Raw genomic sequence first — 18,684 nt, 5'->3', positions numbered from 1 at the left:
AGCCGGTGGGGCCTCTTGGTCGGGGTCTTCTTCCCGGGGTGTGGCCGCCGGCGCCCGGGTCTCCCCCGCGCCGTCACCGGGGCATGGCAAGAACGAGGCCCGATCGCCCGGGGGGTGGCGATCGGGCCTCGACGGGCCGGCGGTGCGGGGGGCGTTAGTTCGACGCCGGCACGCTTGAGGAAGCGGTCGTGTCGTCGTCCGTGGACGAGGACTCGACCTCTCCGAAATCGGGCACCTTGAGGAACGAGATGGCCCAGACGCCCGGGAGGGCGATGGCGAACGCGATCAGACCGGTGATCACCGCGGCGGGCGGGCCGTAGGCCTCCACGGCCAGACCGCCGACCAGGGCGCCGATCGCGATGCCCGCGGTGACCGCGGACTGCGGCAGCGTCGCGGCCAGGTCCCGGCCCGGTCCGGCGAGCGTGACCACGCGGTGCTGCAACGACGGCACCAGGCCAAAGCCCACGACGCCCCAGACGAACAGGGCGATGGCGACCATGACCGGGGCGTCGCCCATGAGCCACAACCCGCCCAGCGCCAGGATCAGCACGATGTTCGCGATGATCAGCGTCCGGCTGGGGTTGCGGTCCGCGGCCCAGCCGCCGCCGAACGTGCCGATCGCGTTGGCGATGCCGTACGCCAGCAGGAACGCGCCGATCAGCGAGCCCGAGATGCCGGTGACCTGCTCCAGGAACGGCGTGATGTAGGTCAACGCGGCGTACTGGCCGCCCAGCAGCAGGAAGCCGACCGCGAGCACGGCCAGGACGCGGGGCGCCAACGCGTGCTTGGCCTGCGCCCCGATGCCACCGGTGCCCGCGTTGGGCACCTGCGGGATGAAGGCCACGGCCGCGATCAGCGCGATGACGCCGAGGATGATGACCGCGCCGAACGCCGCCTGCCAGCCGAAGCCCTGGCCGATCAGGTTGCCCAGGGGCAGGCCGAGGGCGGTGGACACGGCGAAGCCGCCGAACACGACCGCGATGGCGCGACCCATGCGCTCCGGCGGGACCAGCGCGCCCGCCACGGCGAACGCGACACCCATGAAGAGGCCGTGCAGCGCGCCGGTGATGATGCGGGCGGTGACCAGCATGCCGAAGTTGACCGCGAAGGCCGCGGCGACGTTGCCCAGCACGTAGGCCAGGAACGACAGCCACAGCAGGAACCTGCGGCCGAACTTGATGGTGAGCGCCGCGAGGACCGGTCCACCGATCGAGATGCCCAGCGAGTAGGCCGTCACCAGGGTGCCTGCCGTGCTGATGGACACCCCCATGTCCTTCACGATGATGTTCAGCACGCCGACGACGACGAGTTCGGCGGTCCCGACGACGAACGCACCCAGGAACAAGGCGAGCATCGCCCAGTTGCTGCGCGCCTGGCTTAGCCCTGATCGCAGGGTCGTACTCATGTGCACCTTCCTCAGCTGATGTGGTTGTGGAGCGTCGATCCGGCCAGCCATTCGGCCGCCGCGCGCCGGGTCCGGACGCGTCGGGTGAGAACGTCCGGACCCGGCGGGTCGCGGGCGACCGATCCCGCGTCGATCAGCGGCTATCCGCCGTCACCCGCGCGAGCGTTCAGCCGGCGACCGTGTCGCCGACGAGGGCCGCGAGGCCCGCGTTGGCGATGGGCTCGTCCTCGCCGCCCTGCCCTCCCGCGACACCGACCGCGCCGACGACGACGCCGTCGACCACGATCGGCACGCCGCCGGGGACCACGGCGATCCCGGGCTGGGTGGACAGACCGGCCAACAGGACCGGGTTGCCCGACAGGAACTGGGCCAGGCCATCGGTGGGCAGCCCGAGACCGGCGGCGGTGACCGCCTTGCTCGTGGCCAACGTCGTCTGGAGGAACGACGCGCCGTCCATGCGGGCCAACGCCTTCACGTTGCCGCCTTGGTCGACCACCGCGACGCCGACGTTCACGCCGAGGTTCTCGGCGTGCTCGAGCGCCGCGTCGACCAGTCGTCGGGCGTTCCGGATAGAGATCGTCGGTGCAGTACTCACAATCACTCCACTCCGCTGATTCTCGATCGCCGGTACGCCTTCAGCCAGGACTACGCGCCGCACCGGACAGAACATGTTGCGTCGTCCGTGCGTCACCATATCGAGGTCAGGGAACCATCCCTATCATGAGCGTAACGTAGTACAGGCCAGCTCGTCCCGGCAAGGGGGGTACTCCTTGTTCCCGTCATCACGATCCGGCCGGCCCCGCCGCGTCGTCCGGCACGCCCTGCCTGCGCAGAGCGAGCATCGTGATGTCGTCCGACTGCTCGGCGCCGTCCACGTGGCCGCGCAGGGCCTCGTCCACGCCGTCGAGCAGGGCCGCCGCCGAACGGCCGGGCACGACGGCCGCCATCAGCGCCTCCCGGCCGAACTGCCCGCCGTAGAGGTCGCGGGCCTCCACCACGCCGTCGGTGTAGGCGAGCAGCACGTCACCGGGCAGCAGGACGGCGTGCCCCAGGTGGTACTCGCTGTCGGGCAGCAGCCCGATCGCGGGCCCGGTCGGCGGCAGCGAGGCGCGGGTGCCGTCCGCGCGCGCCAGCTCCGGCGGGAGGTGGCCGCAGTTGATGTAGAGGAGCGAGCCGGACCTCGGGTCGAGGACGCCGAAGAACATCGTGGCGAAGTAGCCCTGACGCAGGTGGTTGCGCGCCAGGTAGCGGTTGGTGTCCACGACGGCGTGCACCAGCGGCCCGGCGCCGTCCTGCCACGGGTCGTCGGGGAAGCGCTCGGCGGTGTGCCGCACGAGCGTGCGGATGAGCGCCACGAACAACGCCGCGCTCAAGCCCTTGTCGCACACGTCGGCCACGACGAACCCCAGCCGGCCGTCCGACAGCTCGAACGCGTCGTAGAAGTCGCCCGACACCAACCGCGCGGGCCGCAGCCGGGCGGCCAGCTCCCAGCCGGATGGGCGCGGCAGCGACTCGGGCAGGAAACCGGCCTGGAGGTCGTGCGTCAGCGACAGGTCGCGCTCGTACTCGCGCACCGTCGACTCGACGGCCAGCAGCTCGACCGCGCCGACCAGCTCACCCCGCTCCCAAGCGGCGGTGAGCCGGCCGCGCACCAGGCTGGACGAGTACGGCGGCGTGAGGTAGTCGAACCCGGCGCGCACGCACGTCTCCAACGCGGTCAGGTCGCCGTCTGCGAACACCAGCGCGCTGCGCCGGGCGCCGGTCTCGGCCAGCCGCCCGCTCAGCAGCGCGACGCGGCGCAGGCCCAGCGACGCGGACAGCAGCACCACGTCCGGGCGGCCGGCCAGGGACGGGTCGGACTCCAGGTCCGCCGCGGCCACCGACCGCACCCGCAGGCCCGCGCCGCGCACGGCGTGGACGAGGTCGGGCCGCACGTCAGCCGTGCGCCCGACCACCAGCGCCGTGGCCGGGACCACCGCCGCCTCCGTTCCGACCGCGCCGAACGGCCATCGTGATGCGGTTGCGGTCGCCGACGCGCTCGTACTCGAACTCGTCCAGCGACTCCAGCGCGAGCACCAGGCCGAGGCCGCCGGCCGCGCGGGTGATCGGGTCCTGGGCCAGCAGCGGCCCCGGGTCGTGATCACGCGGGTCGAACGGCGGCGCCTCGTCCTCGGTGCGCACCCACACCCGGTCGGGCTCGACGCCGCCGCACAGGTCCAGCAGGCCCGGGCCGCGGTAGCCGTGCTGGAGGACGTTCGTGGCGATCTCGTCGGTGGCGAGCCGCAACCGGTACGCCTGCTCGCGGGTCAGCCCGCCGTACTCGGCCAGGCCGCACACGAACTCGGCGACCCGCGAGCTCACCCCCTCGGGGGTGGACGCCTCGTCGGTCATGCCCCGGTCGGCTCCTGCATCACCACGCTGCGGTCGAACCCGGTGAGCCGGATCGTCTCGGCCACCTCGGGCCGGGCGCCGACCAGCACGATCTCCACGCCCCGGCCCAGCTTCTGGTGCGCGTACACCAGGCTGCGCAGCCCCGCCGACGACAGGTAGGTCAGCTGGTCCATCAGCAGCACCAGCCGGCGCAGCTCCTGGGTGGCCACCTCCTCGATCGCCCGGTTGAGCTGGCCGGCGGACTTGGACTCCAGCTCGCCGCGCAACCGGATCGTGGCGATGCCGTCCCACACGTGGCTCTTGGCTTCGAAACTCATCGTCCCTCACTCCTGTAGCGTCGGACGGGAGGTCAGCACCACCACCGACCGCGGTCCCGCCCACAGCCGCGACCGGTCGGCCAACGGCGGTTCCTGCCCCGGTTCGGACACCACGCCCGCGCCCGTGTCGGCGAACAGGCGCCAGTCGTGCCCCTCCGGCAGCGCCAGTTCCACGCCCTCCCAGTGCGCGTTCGCGGCCACGTACACGTGGTCGTCGCCGAAGCGCACCGACGCGGCGAGCAGCCTGCCCCCCGGCGACCAGTCGGGTTCGCCGACCCGGGCGCCGTGCCACGTGACGTCCTGCCCGCCGGCCAGGTGCCCGCGCCGGCGCAGCGCCGGGTGCGCGGCGCGGAACGCGATCACCCGCCGGGTGAACTCGAACAGCTCCTCGTTGCGCTCGACCAGGTCCCAGTCGAACCACGACAGCTCGCTGTCGTGGCAGTAGGCGTTGTTGTTGCCGTGCTGGGTGCGGCCGACCTCGTCGCCGGAGAGCAGCATCGGCACGCCCTGGCTGGTGAGCAGGAGCAGCAGCGCGTTGCGCACCTGCCGGTCGCGCAGCGCCAGGACCTCCGGGTCGTCGGTCGGCCCTTCGACGCCGCTGTTCCACGAGTTGTTGGCGGGGTCGCCGTCGCGCCCGTCCTCGCCGTTGGCCTCGTTGTGCTTGTCGTTGTAGGCGACCAGGTCGGCGAGGGTGAACCCGTCGTGCGAGGTGACGAAGTTGACCGACGCGGCGGGCTCGCGGTCGCCGTACAGGTCGGGCGAGCCGACGAACCGGGTGGCCATCTCCCCCACCACGTCGTCGTCGCCCTTGATGAACCGGCGCAGCGCGTCGCGGTAACGGCCGTTCCACTCGGCGAACCGCCGGTAGCCCGGGAAGGTGCCGACCTGGTAGAGGCCGGCGGCGTCCCACGCCTCGGCGATCAGCTTGCAGTCGCGCAGCACCGGGTCGCCCGCCAGCGCCTCCACCAGCGGCGGGTTGGCCAGCACCGAGCCGTCGGGGCCGCGGGACAGGATCGCGGCCAGGTCGAACCGGAACCCGTCGACGTGGAACTCCGACGCCCAGTAGCGCAGGCAGTCCAGCAGGAACCCGCGCACCACCGGGTCGTTGCAGTTGACCGTGTTGCCGGTGCCGCTGAAGTTGTGGTACTCGCCGTCCGGGGTGAGCATGTAGAACGTGCGGTTGTCCAGCCCGCGGAACGAGATCGTCGGCCCCCACTCGTTGCCCTCGGCGGTGTGGTTGAACACCACGTCGAGCACGACCTCGATCCCGGCCCGGTGCAGCTCCTTGACCAGCGTCTTCAGCTCGTCCACAGCGGACGGCCCGGCGGCGAAGGAAGCCTTGGGGGCGAAGAAGCCCACGGTGCTGTAGCCCCAGTAGTTGTACCACCAGGTGTCGGTCTCGGGGTCGTGCCGGGAGTTGGTGAACTCGTCGAACTCGAACACCGGCATCAGCTCGACGCAGTTGACGCCCAGCCGCTTGAGGTACGGGATCTTCTCCACCAGGCCCGCGTACGTGCCGGGCCGCGCGACCCCCGAGTTCGGGTGCCGGGTGAAGCCGCGCACGTGCGCCTCGTAGACGACCAGGTCCTCCTGCGCGATGCCGGGACGCCGGTCGTCCTCCCAGTCGAAGTCGTCACGCACGACGCGGGAGCGCCACGCGGTCTGCGCGTACCGCACCGGCCGCACGCCCCACTCCTCGGCGCCCGCCAGCGCCTTCGCGTACGGGTCGGCGATCACCACCGCCGGGTCGAACCGGTGCCCGGCGTCCGGGTCGAACGGCCCGTCCACCCGGTAGCCGTAGTCGACGTCGTCGGCGTCCACGCCGAGCACGGTCATCGCCCACGCCCCGCCGACCCGGAAGTCCTCCGGGAACGGCAGCTCGGCCAGCACGTCGGCCGAGCCGCGCCGGAACAGCACCAGGGTCACCGCGGTGGCGTGGTTCGACGACACCGCGAAGTTCACGCCGCCGGGCACGGGGGTCGCGCCGAACGGCAGCTGCCGCCCGGCGCGCACCTCGAAGCCGGCGATCCACCGGGTGGACAGGTCCGCGGTCACCGCTCACCCCTCGGCGGGCGCCAGGTGCGCCCGCACGGTGAGGTCGTGGTCGGAGTCGGGCAGGTTGACCGTCATCGCGACCGGGTCGAAGTCGGCGTAGGGCCGCCCGTCGACCTCCACCCACTCCAGCCGGGCCGAACCCGGGGGCAGCGCGTCCGGCGCGACCCGCAGCACGCGGTCCTTGAACCCGTCGGCGCGCGGTTTGAACCACAGCGACAGCGGCCCGCCGCCGAGCAGCAGCCGCCCGTAGACGGTGGACAGGAACGCCAGCTCCGCCGCGTGGTACATCGACATCGAGTGGCTGCCCTTGAGCCGCTCGGTGCCCAGCAGGTACGGGTGGCCGTCGGCGAGGACGTTGAAGTAGACGCCGCCCTCGTCGTGGTCGAGGAAGAACGCGTTGTAGAACGCCTGCGCCTCGCGGCCCTGCTTGAGGAACTCGGGGTCGCCGGTGGTGCCGGCGAGGATCAGGTAGGCCAGGATCGCCTGCTCCTGCTGCCACCAGGCCTTGCGGTCGTGCCACACCAACCGGTGCCGGTCCTGGCCGACGCCCAGCACCCGCTGCACCACGTCGTACCAGCCTCCGCGCTGCCGGTCGGCGCCGTACGCGGGCAGCGACCTGGCGATCCGGTCGGCCAGCACCGAGTACGAGTCCTTCGACTTGATGGCGTTCATCCTGGTCAGGTTCCAGGCGATCTTGAGGTTGTGGCCGACCACGGCGCGGTCCTGCTGCCAGCCGTGGGTGCGGTCGGGCGTCCAGTCGCCGTGGAACCGCTCCTGCACGAACGGGCTGGTGGCGTCCGGGAAGTGGTCGACGATCAGGTCGAACGTCTCCTCCAGCATCCGCGCGTGCCGCTCCTCGCCGGTGGCCAGGTAGAGGTTGATCAGGTACGCGGGGGCGTGGTCGCCGATGGAGTTCCAGTTCTTCCGCGACCGGTTCGGGCCGAGCGACTCGTGGTGCGGGCTGAGCAGGATCGGGTCGATGTGCGAGTAGTAGCCGCCGCGCACCGGGTCCTTGAAGAACCGCTCGAACAGCCGCAGCGTGCCGTCGATGTCGGACGCGATCCGCGGGTCGCCGGTGATCCGGTACGTCTGCGTCGGCCCGACCAGGGCGTAGATCTGCTCGTAGGCCGGGATGGACTGCGAGTCGTCGCTGAACTCCGAGGCGAAGCACCGCGACTGGATGCCGTCGCGCACGTCGATGCCGTGGTACCAGTACACGACGTTCTCGTCGCGGTCCACGAACCGCATGTTGTCGCGCAGGTACTCGGTGCCGCGCTCGGCGACGCCGAGGAAGTCCTCGTCGCCGGTGAGCATGTAGGCGCTGGCCATGCCGTACACCAGGCGGGAGACGGTGTCGGTCTCCTGGACGTGGTCGTCGGACTTGTCGCCGCCCAGGCGCAGGATCGTGCGGTAGTCGGCGAAGTCGACCGGGTCGGCGGAGCCGAACTGGGCGTGCCGGTAGAAGCGGGCCAGCTCGGCGAGCTGCCGGGGCCACCAGTCGGTCTCCTCGAACCGGTAGCTCTCGCCGGGCCCGACCAGCACGACCCGCTTGGCGTCGAACGTGGTGGCGCCCCGCTCGGGGTAGAACAGGCCGTGGACGAACACGTGCCGTCCGGGCCGGAGCAGGTCGACCATCGGCTCCGACACGCCGACGGGCCGCTCGCCGAGGTTGCGGATCATCTCCGCGTAGGTGTCTCGGGTGATCTTCGCCCGCACCGGCCGGCCGTCGCTGGTGCGCAGGTCGAGCGCGCCCCGAGTGGGGTCGTACCCGACCACGTACCCGGCGACCAGGTCGGAGAACACGAAGTCCATGGGATTTTCAGCGACCATCGGTCGTAGTCCAATCGGCTCGAATCGGTTCGGGGGCAGCGCCGGTGGACCCCGGGGGACGAACCAGGAGGTCCACCGGCGCTTCCCCGCTACACGCGGTCTTCTGCGGCGTGGCGGGGCGAGGGCGCCATCCCGATCCCCCGCAACATGCGCTGCCGGCTGCGCATGCTGCCGACCGGGGTGCGGGCCGCGATCAGGTCGATCAGGGTGCGCGCGAACAGGTGCGCGGCGTCGGCGCTCCGGCCGGTGACGAGGTCGCCGTCCACCACCACGTCCTGGTCGGTGTAGACCGCGCCCATGTTGCGCACGTCCCCGATCAGGTTGTTGTGGCAGGTGACCCGGCGACCCGCCACCACCTCGGGGATCGGCGCCACCAGCCACATGCCGTGGCAGATGATCCCCTTGAGCACGCCCGGCGTGGCGAACGCGCGTTCCAGCAGCCGCACCGCCGGCGCGTTGGTGGTGACGTCCTCGCTGTAGCGCAACCGGTCCGACACCATCCCCGAGGGCACGATGATCGCGTCGTAGCTCTTCAGCCGGGCGTCGTCCACCGCCTCCAGGTCGCCGCTGACGGTCATCGGCACCTGGTACTCGTGGCCGGTGAAGGTGATCGACTCCTGGCCCCACAGCCGGGTCAGGTACTCGATCGTCGCGCCCTCCTCGGCGAACCTCCGCTCGTAGTAGGCGATCTCCGGTTCGACGTAGTCGGTCTCCATCAGGATCGCGATGGTCCGGCCGGACAGCTGGCCGTTCTCGCGACGGGGAAGGGTCGGCATCGGTCGCGCTCCCCCGCTACTTGGTGACCAGGTCGATCAGGAACGGACCGGTGGCGGTGAGCATGCGCCGCACCGCGCCCGCCACCTGGCTCGGCTTCTCCACCCGCATGCCGTCCACGCCCAGGGCGCGGGCCAGCTCGACGAACCCGATCTCCGGCTTGCCCAGGTCGAACCCGGACGGGTACTCGTGCCGGTCGATGCCGCGCTCGCGCCAGTACTGCTCGATGTTGAGGTCCAGCAGCTCGTAGCGGTGGTTGTTGCAGATGACGAACTTGGCGTTGACGCCTTCCCGGGCCGCGGTCCACAGCGCCTGGATGGTGTACATGCTGCCGCCGTCGCCGGTGAAGCCGATGACCTCGGCGTCCGGCCTGGCCATCTTGGCGCCGATGGCGCCGGGGATGCCGATGCCCAGCGAGCCGCCGCGGGTGGAGAAGTAGTTGCCGGCCACCCTCGGCGGCAGGTACTTGGTCAGCCCCGGCGAGGCGGTGAGCGCCTCGTCGAAGATGACCAGGTCGCTGCCGCCCTGCTCGGCGAGCTCGACCGCGAACAGCTCCATCATCGGCGCGTTGGGCCCCGGCCGCGGCCTGCGCCACAGGGCGGAGGAGCGCGCGGTCGGCCTGCGGCCCGCGTCGAAGAGCCGTTCGGCCAGGACCGCCAGGGTGTGCTTGGGATCGGCGGCCAGGGCCACGTCCACCGGGTGGTTCTTGGCGATCTCGTAGGTGTCCAGGTCGATGTGGACGATCTTGGCGTCGGCCCGGAACGGGTTGTGCAGGCTGGGGAACACCTCGGGGAACACGTAGGTGCCGACGATCAGCACGGCGTCGGCGTCGGCGACCTGCCGCTCGCTGTTGGCGCCGAACATGTGCCCCAGCTGCCCCTGCCACAGCGGGTGGGTGTTGTCCATGTTGAGCTCGGAGGAGTCCAGGCCCCACACCGACGCGTCGAGCAGCTCCGCGACGCGGGTCAGCTCGCTCTGGGCGCCGGAGACCGACACGCCGTCACCCATGAGGATCACGGGGTGGTACGCGCCGGTCAGCGCGGCGGCCGCCCTGTCCAGGTCCTGAGGGACAGGGACGACCGCCTGGCTGGGGATGGTGCTGGGACGTGCCTCCTCGGTGTTCTCCGCGTCGAGCACGTCCATCGGCAGCGCGACGAAGACCGGGCCGCGCGGGGCGGTCATGGCGGTCTTCACCGCGCGGCGCAGGGTGCGCAGCAGCGACGACGGGTGCGTGACCCTGGTGGCCCACTTGGTCACCGGCTTCGCCATCGCGACGAGGTCGGTGGCCATCTGCGAGTCCATCGCGTCGTACTGCACGCCGGCCTCGCCCGCGATGACCACCAGCGGTGAATGACCGCGCATGGCCTGGTACAACATGCCGATGCCGTTGCCGAGCCCCACCCCGGTGTGCAGCTGGACCAGTGCGGGACCCGCCGTAGCCCTGGCGTAGCCGTCGGCCATCGCGATCGCGACGGTCTCCTGCAACGCCAGCACGTACTCGAAGCCCGGCACGCCTTCCAGGATGTCCAGGAAACCCTCTTCCACGGTTCCCGGATTTCCGAACATCCGGGTAAAGCCATCGGCGACGAACTGCTCGAAGATGGCTACCTTTCCCGGCCTTGCGGTCATGACCGATTTCCTTCCCGGTTCATAAGTGGCTGGCGGGTCACCAACCGGATCGGCGCAGACCCGATTCGAGGACTTCGACGAGCTTCTGGCCGGCGGGGAACGAGTCCGGCGTGGAGCGGGCGGTGATGAACGGGTAGTCCACGATCACCGACACCTCCTTGCCCACGTTTCCGTGGTAGGCGCCGTCCGGCCCGGTGGCGTCGCGGAGGATGTACTCCAGCGGGTACGGCGGCGGCCCCATGTTGAAGTCGACGCCGATGAAGCCGGTGCCGTCCTTGTAGTCGTACTCCTTGCAGTGGCCGGTGACGTGCTTGCCCCAGATGATCGACTTGCGGTCCTCCCAGTCGCGGGCGAAGGCCAGCGGCGCGACGCCGTAGCACTCGCCGACGATGGGCTTGTCGGCGCGCACGAACGCGAGGATCAGCTCGTGCAGGCGCTCGTTGTTGGCCAGGTCCACGATGGGGCCGGAGCCGCCGACGATCACCAGCGCGTCGAACTGCCTGATGTCGTCGTCGAGGTTGCCCAGCTCGCGGTTGTAGGCCTCGATCTTGCGCAGGAAGTCCGGCTCGCTGAAGTACGGGCGGTCCGGGATCCACTCGGCCAGGCTGATGGGGTTGTCGAGCCGGGACGACTCGTCCAGCTCCTTGGCCGCGACCGCGACCTCCGGCGTGGTCACCGACCGGCCCAGGGGCGGGTCGATGTAGCCGGGGTCCAGGCTCGGCGGCAGAGCGCGGGCCCGCGCGCCCGTGGGCGTCGCGAAGACCGACTGGTAGCCCCGCTCGTCGAACGTGGCGACCGGGCCGAGCAGTTCCTCGCCCCAGTAGCCGTATTCCGAGAGGACGATCAGAATCTTCTTCGTCATCGTTTCTCCGTCGCTGGTGTCGGCAGGCGTGGTGAATTCGTCCGCCGGGAGCAAGTTGACCAGCGCGCCCCGATCGCAACAAGACGTCGGCTGACCTGCGGCGGCACTCCGTGAAGTAGGCCCGGAAGTTAACGCGAAACCCCGGCCGGACGGCGCGCGCGCACTTCGTCAGCTCACCACTGGACAACGACGTAGTCGCTGGTCACGAACTTTCCGAACCGATCGAGCGGAGCTTATCGCCGGTGGGGCGGTGCGGCATCCTTTTGTTTGATCCACGAGAAAGGACGGCAGCAATGTCCGGCCGAATCTATGTCGAAGATGTGATGCCGGTGGTCGCCGCAGGACGCTATCCCGCGAAAGCAGTGGTGGGAGAGCACGTGCCGGTCACCGCGGCGATCTGGCGTGAGGGGCACGACGCGGCGGGCGCGACCGTGGTGTGGCGAGGGCCGGGTGACCGGGCGGCGCGGCGGTCGCGCATGGCGCTGGTCGACCCGGGCGCGGACCGCTGGGCGGTGACGATAGCGCCGGACGCGCCCGGCGCGTGGACCTTCCGCGTGGACGCGTGGTCGGACCCGTGGGCCACCTGGACGCACGCGGTGCGGGCCAAGCTGGACGCGGGCCAGGGCGCGGCGGAGCTGGCGAACGACCTGGCCGCGGGCGTGGACCTGCTGCGGCGGGCGACGCTGGTGAAGCGGCCCCGCGAGGAGCGCGCCGCGCTGCTCGACGCGGCGCGCGTGCTCGCCGACCCGTCGTTCCCGCCCGGCAGGCGGGTGGCGGCGGCCCTGGCGGACGGGGTGGCGCGGGCGATGCGCGAGCACCCGGTGCGCGACCTGGTCAGCCGCGGCGAGACGCACGAGCTGTGGGTGGACCGGACCCGCGCGGTGTTCGGCTCCTGGTACGAGTTCTTCCCCCGCTCCACCGGTGGCCGGGACGCGGACGGCGAGCCCGTGCACGGCACCCTCGCCACCGCCGCCGACGCGTTGGACCGCATCGCCCGGATGGGGTTCGACGTGGTCTACCTGCCGCCGATCCACCCGATCGGCGAGGTCAACCGCAAGGGCCGCAACAACACCCTGACCGCCGGACCCGGCGACGTCGGCTCGCCGTGGGCGATCGGCTCGCGCCACGGCGGCCACGACGCGGTGCACCCCGACCTCGGCACGCTGGTCGACTTCAAGGCGTTCGTGGACCGGGCGCAGCAGCTCGGCCTGGAGGTCGCGCTGGACCTGGCCCTGCAGTGCGCGCCGGACCACCCGTGGGTCGCCGAGCACCCCGAGTGGTTCACCACCCTCGCCGACGGCACCATCGCCTACGCGGAGAACCCGCCCAAGAAGTACCAGGACATCTACCCCCTCAACTTCGACAACGACCCCGAAGGGCTGCGCGCCGAGGTCCTGCGGGTCGTGCTGCACTGGGTCGAGCACGGCGTGAAGATCTTCCGGGTCGACAACCCGCACACCAAGCCGCCGGACTTCTGGCACTGGCTGATCTGGCGGGTCAAGCACCAGCACCCGGACGTGCTGTTCCTGGCCGAGGCGTTCACCCGGCCCGCGCGGCTGTACGGGTTGGCGCGGCTCGGCTTCGACCAGAGCTACACCTACTTCACCTGGCGCGACACCAAGGCCGAGCTGACCGAGTTCGGCGCCGAGATCGCCGCGCACGGCCACGAGGCCCGCCCCAACCTGTTCGTGACCACACCGGACATCCTGCCGACGAGCCTTCAACTCGGTCTGCCCGCGATGTCCGCGCTGCGCGCGACCCTGGCCGCGACCCTCGCGCCGACGTGGGGCGTCTACTCCGGTTTCGAGCTGCACGAGCACGAGCCGCTGCGCGAGGGCGGCGAGGAGTTCCTCGACTCCGAGAAGTACGAGCTGCGCCCCCGCGACTTCGAGGGCGCCCTCCGCCAGGGCCGCTCCCTGGAGCCGTGGCTGACCAGGCTCAACGAGCTGCGCCGCGCCCACCCCGCGCTGCGCCAACTGCGCGAGCTGCGCTTCCACGACATCGACAACGACGCCCTGATCGCCTACTCCAAGACCGACCCCGCCTCCGGCGACACCGTGGTGTGCGTCGTGACCCTCGACCCGCACGAACCCCAAGAGGGCACGTTGCGGCTCGACCTGGCCGCCCTCGGGCTCGAAGAGCAGTTCACCGCGCACGACGAGGTGACCGGGCAGACCTGGCGCTGGGGCCGGGAGAACTACGTCCGGCTCGACCCCGCCGCAGCCGTGGCCCACATCGTCGACGTCGGTCACCCCGCGCGTCGCACCGAAGGAGCGTGACCCCGTGACCCGCAACAACGACAGAGCCCTGACCGACCCCGGCGCCGCGGACTGGTTCAAGCGGGCGGTCTTCTACGAGGTGCTCGTCAGCGCCTTCGCCGACGCCAACGGCGACGGCGTCGGCGACCTCGCCGGCCTCGAGTCCAAGCTGGACTACCTGGAGTGGCTGGGCGTGGACTGCGTCTGGCTGCCCCCGTTCTACGCCTCGCCCATGAACGACGGCGGCTACGACATCAGCGACTTCCGCGCCGTGCGCCCCGAGTTCGGCGAGCTGGGCGACTTCGTCCGGCTGCTCGACTCCGCGCACCGCCGCGGCATGAAGGTCATCACCGACCTGGTCATGAACCACACCTCGTCGGCGCACCCGTGGTTCCAGGAGTCGCGCCGCGACCCCGAGGGCCCGTTCGGCGACTTCTACGTGTGGAGCGACACCGACCAGCGCTACGACGAGACCCGCATCATCTTCATCGACACCGAGAAGTCCAACTGGACCTGGGACACCGAGCGCAACCAGTTCTACTGGCACCGCTTCTTCTCCCACCAGCCGGACCTCAACTACGACAACCCCGCCGTGCAGAGCGCCATGCTCGACGTGCTGCGGTTCTGGCTCGACCTGGGCATCGACGGCTTCCGCCTCGACGCCGTGCCCTACCTGTTCGAGCGCGACGGCACCAACAACGAGAACCTGCCCGAGACGCACGACTTCCTCAAGCTCGTCCGCAAGGTCGTCGACGACGAGTACCCCGGTCGGGTCCTGCTCGCCGAGGCCAACCAGTGGCCCGCCGACGTCGCCCACTACTTCGGCGACCCCGAGGTCGGCGGCGACGAGTGCCACATGGCGTTCCACTTCCCGCTGATGCCCCGCCTGTTCATGGCGCTGCGCAAGGAGTCCGCGCTGCCGGTGTCCGAGATCCTGGCCCGCACGCCGGACATCCCGACCGGCGCGCAGTGGGGCCTGTTCCTGCGCAACCACGACGAGCTCACCCTGGAGATGGTCACCGACGAGGAACGCGAGTTCCTCTACGAGCAGTACGCCCCGGAACCCCGGATGAAGGCCAACGTCGGCATCCGCCGCCGCCTGGCTCCCCTGCTGGACAACGACCGCGCCCAGCACGAGCTGCTCACCGCCGTCCTGCTGTCCATGCCCGGCTCACCCGTCCTGTACTACGGCGACGAGATCGGCATGGGCGACAACATCTGGCTGCCCGACCGCGACGGCGTGCGCACCCCGATGCAGTGGACCCCCGACCGCAACGCCGGGTTCTCCACCGCCGACCCCGGCAAGCTGTACCTGCCCGCGGTCAGCGACACCGTCTACGGCTACCAGGCCGTCAACGTCGAGGCCCAGCGGCCCGTCCAGGCGTCCCTGCTCAACTGGACCCGCCGGATGCTCGCGGTGCGCCGCGAGCACGAGACCTTCGGCCTCGGCACGTTCGCCGAAGCCGACGTGTCCAACACCGCCGTGCTCGCCTACCTGCGCCACCACGACGACGAGACGCTGCTGTGCGTCTTCAACTTCTCCAGCCACCCGCAGGCGGTGGACGTGAAGCTGCCCGGCCTCGACGGCGCCGTGCCGGTCGAGCTCACCGGCGGCTCGCGGTTCCCCGCCGTGAGCGGCGAGCGCTACCAGCTCACCCTCCCCGGGCACGGCTTCTACTGGTTCCGACTCGAAGGCGGTGCGTCATGACGACCGCGGTGGACACCCTCGCCGGCGCGCTCACCGACTGGCTGCCCCGCCAGCGCTGGTACGCGGCCAAGGACCGGACGCCGCAGGCCGTGCGCCTCGAACGCGTCACCCCGCTGCTGCACGGCGACCCGGCGCTGCTGCACGCCCTCGTGTCCGTCGACGGCGAGCAGTACCAGCTGCTGCTGGGCAAGCGGCCGTCGTTGCCCGACGACCTCGCCGACGCCGCCATCCTCGACACGCCCCACGGCGTCGTCTACGCGGCCACCCACGACCGCGAGCTGATGTCCCGGCTCCTCGAACGCCTCCACGGCACCTCCGACGGACCCGTGTTCGAGACCGAGCCCGGCGCCCGCGTCGCGCTCGACCTGCCCGCCCGGGTCCTGCCCGTCGAGCAGAGCAACACGTCGCTGATCCTCGGCGACCGGTACATCCTCAAGCTGTTCCGCCGGGTGCTGCCCGGCCCGCACCCCGACATCGAACTCCACCGCGCCCTGCACGCCGTGGGCGCCCACCACGTCGCGCGGATGCTCGGCGCCCTCACCACCGAGGTCGACGGCGTCCCCGCCGCCCTCGGCATCCTGCAGGAGTTCCTGCCCGACGCCCAGGACGGCTGGACCCTCGCCACCACCGACCGCGCCGCGTTCGCCGGGGAGGCCGCCGAGCTGGGCCGCTCCGTCGCCACCGTGCACAGCGCCCTGGCCCGCGCGTTCCAACCGCGCAACATCGCCGTCGACGACCTCTCCGACACCGCCGACCGCCTGCACCTGCGGTTCGCCGCGCTCGCGGACGGCATCCCGGAGCTCGCGCCGCACGAGCGGGCCCTGCGGGAGGCCTTCGACCGCGTCCGCGCCGCACGCGGACCGTTCACCCTGCAACGCGTGCACGGCGACCTGCACCTGGGGCAGGTGCTGCGCGCGAACGGCCGCTGGACCCTGATCGACTTCGAGGGCGAACCGGGGCAGCCCCTCGCGGAGCGCAACGCGCTGCGCCACCCGCTCCAGGACGTCGCCACCATGCTGCGCTCCTTCGACTACGCCGCCCACCACGGCGGCGCGGCCGACACGGCGTGGGCGCAGCGGATGCGCGACGCGTTCTGCGACGGCTACGCCGAAGTCCTCGACGACCCGCGCGGGCAACCCGCCCTGCTGCACGCCCTCGAACTGGACAAAGCCGTCTACGAGGTCGCCTACGAACGGGCGCACCGCCCCGACTGGGTCTCCATCCCCCTCGGCGCGATCACCCGCATCCTCGGAGCCGCGTCATGACCGCCGTCCTCCCGCCCCTCGAAGAGGTCGACCGGCTCCTGGTCGGCGACCACCGCGACCCGCACGCCCTCCTCGGCGCGCACCCCGCCGGACCCGGCACCGTCGTGCGCACCCTGCAACCCGGCGCGCACGCCGTCACCGTCGTCGCCGACGGCGTCCGGCACCCGCTCACCGACCTCGCGCACGGCCTGTTCTCCGGCCTGCTCCCCGGCCCGGTCACCGACTACCGGTTCGAAGTCGACACCGGCCGAGGACCACGCGTGGTCGAAGACCCCTACGCGCACCCACCGACCGTGTCACCCACCGACCTGGACCTCATCGCCCGCGGTGAGCACCCCCGGCTCTGGGACGTGCTCGGCGCCCACCCGCGAGACGACGGCGTCGCTTTCGCGGTGTGGGCGCCCAACGCCCGCGGCGTCCGCGTCGCCGGCGACTTCGACGCGTGGGTGGGCCGGGGCACGCCCATGCGCCACCTCGGCGCGGGCGTCTGGGAGCTGTTCGTGCCCGGCGTGCGACCCGGCTGCCGGTACAAGTTCCGCGTCCTGGGCGCCGACGGCGGCTGGCACGAGCACGCCGACCCCCTGGCCTTCGCCACCGAGGTCCCACCCGCCAACGCCTCCGTCGTGGCCGACACCCACCACGAGTGGCACGACCACGACTGGATCGCCCGCCGACGCACCGTCGACTGGCGCCGCGCCCCGATCAGCGTGTACGAGGTGCACCTCGGTTCCTGGCGCGCCGGCCTCTCCTACCGGGAGCTGGCCGTCGAGCTCGGCGAGTACGCACGGGAGATGGGCTTCACCCACGTGGAGCTGCTGCCCGCCACCGAGCACCCGTTCGGCGGATCGTGGGGGTACCAAGCCACCTCCTACTACGCGCCCACCGCCCGGTTCGGCACGCCCGACGACTTCCGGCACCTGGTCGACCACCTCCACTCCCTCGGCATCGGCGTCATCCTCGACTGGGTGCCCGCCCACTTCCCCCGCGACGCCTGGGCGCTGGCCCGCTTCGACGGCACACCGCTCTACGAGCACCCCGATCCGCGCCGGGGCGAACACCCCGACTGGGGCACGCTCGTGTTCGACCTGGGCCGTCCCGAGGTGCGGAACTTCCTCGTCTCCTCGGCCCTCTACTGGCTCACCGAGTTCCACCTGGACGGGCTGCGGGTCGACGCGGTGGCCTCCATGCTCTACCTCGACTACTCGCGCCCGGACGGCCACTGGCTGCCCAACGAGCACGGCGGGCGGGAGAACCTGGAGGCGGTCGCGTTCCTGCGCGAGCTGAACGAGGCCGCGCCGGACGACGTGCTGGTCTTCGCCGAGGAGTCCACCGCCTGGCCCGGCGTCACCGACGACGACGGCCTCGAGTTCGACTTCAAGTGGAACATGGGCTGGATGCACGACGCGCTGCGCTACCTGCGCAACGACCCCATCCGGCGGGCGCACCACCACCACGAGATCACCCACTCGATCGAGTACGCGTGGAGCGAGCACTACCTCCTGCCCCTCTCCCACGACGAGGTCGTGCACGGCAAGGGCTCCCTGTGGCAGCGCATGCCCGGCGACGACGCCCGCAAGGCCGCGGGCGTCCGCGCCCTGCTCGCCTACCAGTGGGCCCACCCCGGCAAGCAACTGCTGTTCATGGGCGGCGAGTTCGGCCAACCGTGGGAGTGGGACGCCGACGACTCGCTGCCCTGGTGGCTGCTCGCCGAGCACGGCGGGATGAACTACCACCGCGGCATCCAGCGGATGGTCGCCGACCTCAACGAGGTCTACCGGCGTGAACCGGCCCTGCACACCCTCGACACCACGCCCGACGGGTTCTCCTGGATCCGCGCCGACGACGCGGCGAACAACGTGATCGCGTTCCAGCGGCACGGCGCGGACGGCTCGGTGCTCGTCTGCGCGGTCAACTTCGCCGGCGTGGCCCACCACGACTACCGGCTGGGCCTGCCGCGCACCGGGCCGTGGCGGGAGGCGCTGAACACCGACCTGCCCGGGTACGGCGGGTCGGGCGTGGTCAACGGCGAGGTGGCGGCGGTCGGCGAACCGCTGGACGGCCTGCCCGCGTCGGCGGCGTTGCGGTTGCCGGCGGCGGGCGTGGTCTGGCTGACCCCGGCGTGACCCCGGTGGGGCCCGGCTCTCCTCCCCCGGGCCGGGCCCCACCCGTTCGCCGTCGATCGTTTCGCAA

Annotated in this window: 14 protein-coding genes; 4 read left to right on the top strand and 10 right to left on the bottom strand. The window is 71.5% G+C overall.

Translation table 11 applies throughout. The annotated features are described in order from the left end of the window. Positions 1 to 154: 154 nt before the first annotated feature. From EDD40_RS02015 to EDD40_RS01970, 10 genes are all read right to left on the bottom strand, one after another. A complete protein-coding gene (locus EDD40_RS02015; protein WP_123741377.1) occupies positions 155 to 1,405 on the bottom strand; it encodes an MFS transporter in 1,251 nt (416 codons plus the stop codon). A 166-nt stretch (positions 1,406 to 1,571) separates the two neighbouring features. Beyond that, a complete protein-coding gene (locus EDD40_RS02010; RefSeq protein WP_170184916.1) occupies positions 1,572 to 2,000 on the bottom strand; it encodes a GlcG/HbpS family heme-binding protein in 429 nt (142 codons plus the stop codon). Positions 2,001 to 2,187: 187 nt separating this feature from the next. Next, entirely contained in the window at positions 2,188 to 3,381 is a 1,194-nt protein-coding gene (locus tag EDD40_RS02005; protein WP_123741375.1) for a PP2C family protein-serine/threonine phosphatase, read from the bottom strand. Next, positions 3,341 to 3,796, bottom strand: a complete 456-nt coding sequence (locus EDD40_RS02000) for an ATP-binding protein (protein WP_123741374.1) — start codon at positions 3,794 to 3,796, stop codon at positions 3,341 to 3,343. Before EDD40_RS02000 ends, EDD40_RS02005 begins: the two co-directional genes overlap by 41 nt. Beyond that, positions 3,793 to 4,113, bottom strand: a complete 321-nt coding sequence (locus tag EDD40_RS01995; protein WP_123741373.1) for an STAS domain-containing protein — start codon at positions 4,111 to 4,113, stop codon at positions 3,793 to 3,795. Before EDD40_RS01995 ends, EDD40_RS02000 begins: the two co-directional genes overlap by 4 nt. A 6-nt stretch (positions 4,114 to 4,119) precedes the next feature. Further along, a complete protein-coding gene (glgX, locus tag EDD40_RS01990) occupies positions 4,120 to 6,168 on the bottom strand; it encodes a glycogen debranching protein GlgX (protein ID WP_123741372.1) in 2,049 nt (682 codons plus the stop codon). A 3-nt stretch (positions 6,169 to 6,171) separates the two neighbouring features. Continuing rightward, positions 6,172 to 7,998 (bottom strand): AGE family epimerase/isomerase, encoded by a 1,827-nt coding sequence (locus tag EDD40_RS01985; RefSeq protein ID WP_236594998.1) that lies wholly within the window; start codon positions 7,996 to 7,998, stop codon positions 6,172 to 6,174. 89 nt (positions 7,999 to 8,087) lie between these two features. Next, a complete protein-coding gene (locus tag EDD40_RS01980) occupies positions 8,088 to 8,774 on the bottom strand; it encodes a DJ-1/PfpI family protein (protein WP_123741370.1) in 687 nt (228 codons plus the stop codon). 16 nt (positions 8,775 to 8,790) lie between these two features. Continuing rightward, entirely contained in the window at positions 8,791 to 10,317 is a 1,527-nt protein-coding gene (locus EDD40_RS01975) for a thiamine pyrophosphate-binding protein (RefSeq protein ID WP_246037341.1), read from the bottom strand. A gap of 121 nt (positions 10,318 to 10,438) precedes the next feature. Continuing rightward, positions 10,439 to 11,263, bottom strand: a complete 825-nt coding sequence (locus EDD40_RS01970) for a type 1 glutamine amidotransferase domain-containing protein (RefSeq protein WP_123741368.1) — start codon at positions 11,261 to 11,263, stop codon at positions 10,439 to 10,441. A 293-nt stretch (positions 11,264 to 11,556) separates the two neighbouring features. On the opposite strand from EDD40_RS01970, the gene EDD40_RS01965 reads away from it, so the two are divergent. Genes EDD40_RS01965 through glgB form a run of 4 tightly spaced genes read left to right on the top strand, consistent with a single transcriptional unit; the run spans position 11,557 to position 18,617 of the window. Further along, complete coding sequence (locus EDD40_RS01965; RefSeq protein WP_123741367.1) at positions 11,557 to 13,542, top strand: alpha-1,4-glucan--maltose-1-phosphate maltosyltransferase; 1,986 nt, start codon at positions 11,557 to 11,559, stop codon at positions 13,540 to 13,542. A gap of 4 nt (positions 13,543 to 13,546) precedes the next feature. Continuing rightward, positions 13,547 to 15,229, top strand: a complete 1,683-nt coding sequence (gene treS, locus EDD40_RS01960) for a maltose alpha-D-glucosyltransferase (protein ID WP_123741366.1) — start codon at positions 13,547 to 13,549, stop codon at positions 15,227 to 15,229. Further along, positions 15,226 to 16,494 carry a maltokinase N-terminal cap-like domain-containing protein gene (locus EDD40_RS01955; RefSeq protein WP_123741365.1) on the top strand — a complete coding sequence of 423 codons (1,269 nt, stop codon included), beginning with the start codon at positions 15,226 to 15,228 and terminating at the stop codon, positions 16,492 to 16,494. Before treS ends, EDD40_RS01955 begins: the two co-directional genes overlap by 4 nt. After that, the gene (glgB, locus tag EDD40_RS01950) at positions 16,491 to 18,617 is read left to right on the top strand and encodes a 1,4-alpha-glucan branching protein GlgB (protein WP_123741364.1); all 2,127 of its coding nucleotides are present in this window, start codon (positions 16,491 to 16,493) and stop codon (positions 18,615 to 18,617) included. The genes EDD40_RS01955 and glgB overlap by 4 nt, the downstream gene beginning before the upstream one ends. The last annotated feature ends 67 nt before the right edge of the window (positions 18,618 to 18,684 follow it).

It is taken from the genome of Saccharothrix texasensis (assembly GCF_003752005.1).
GTDB classification, from domain to species: domain Bacteria; phylum Actinomycetota; class Actinomycetes; order Mycobacteriales; family Pseudonocardiaceae; genus Actinosynnema; species Actinosynnema texasense.
Note: the sequence above shows the minus strand (reverse complement) of the source record. Positions and strands in the feature narration are given on the sequence as shown.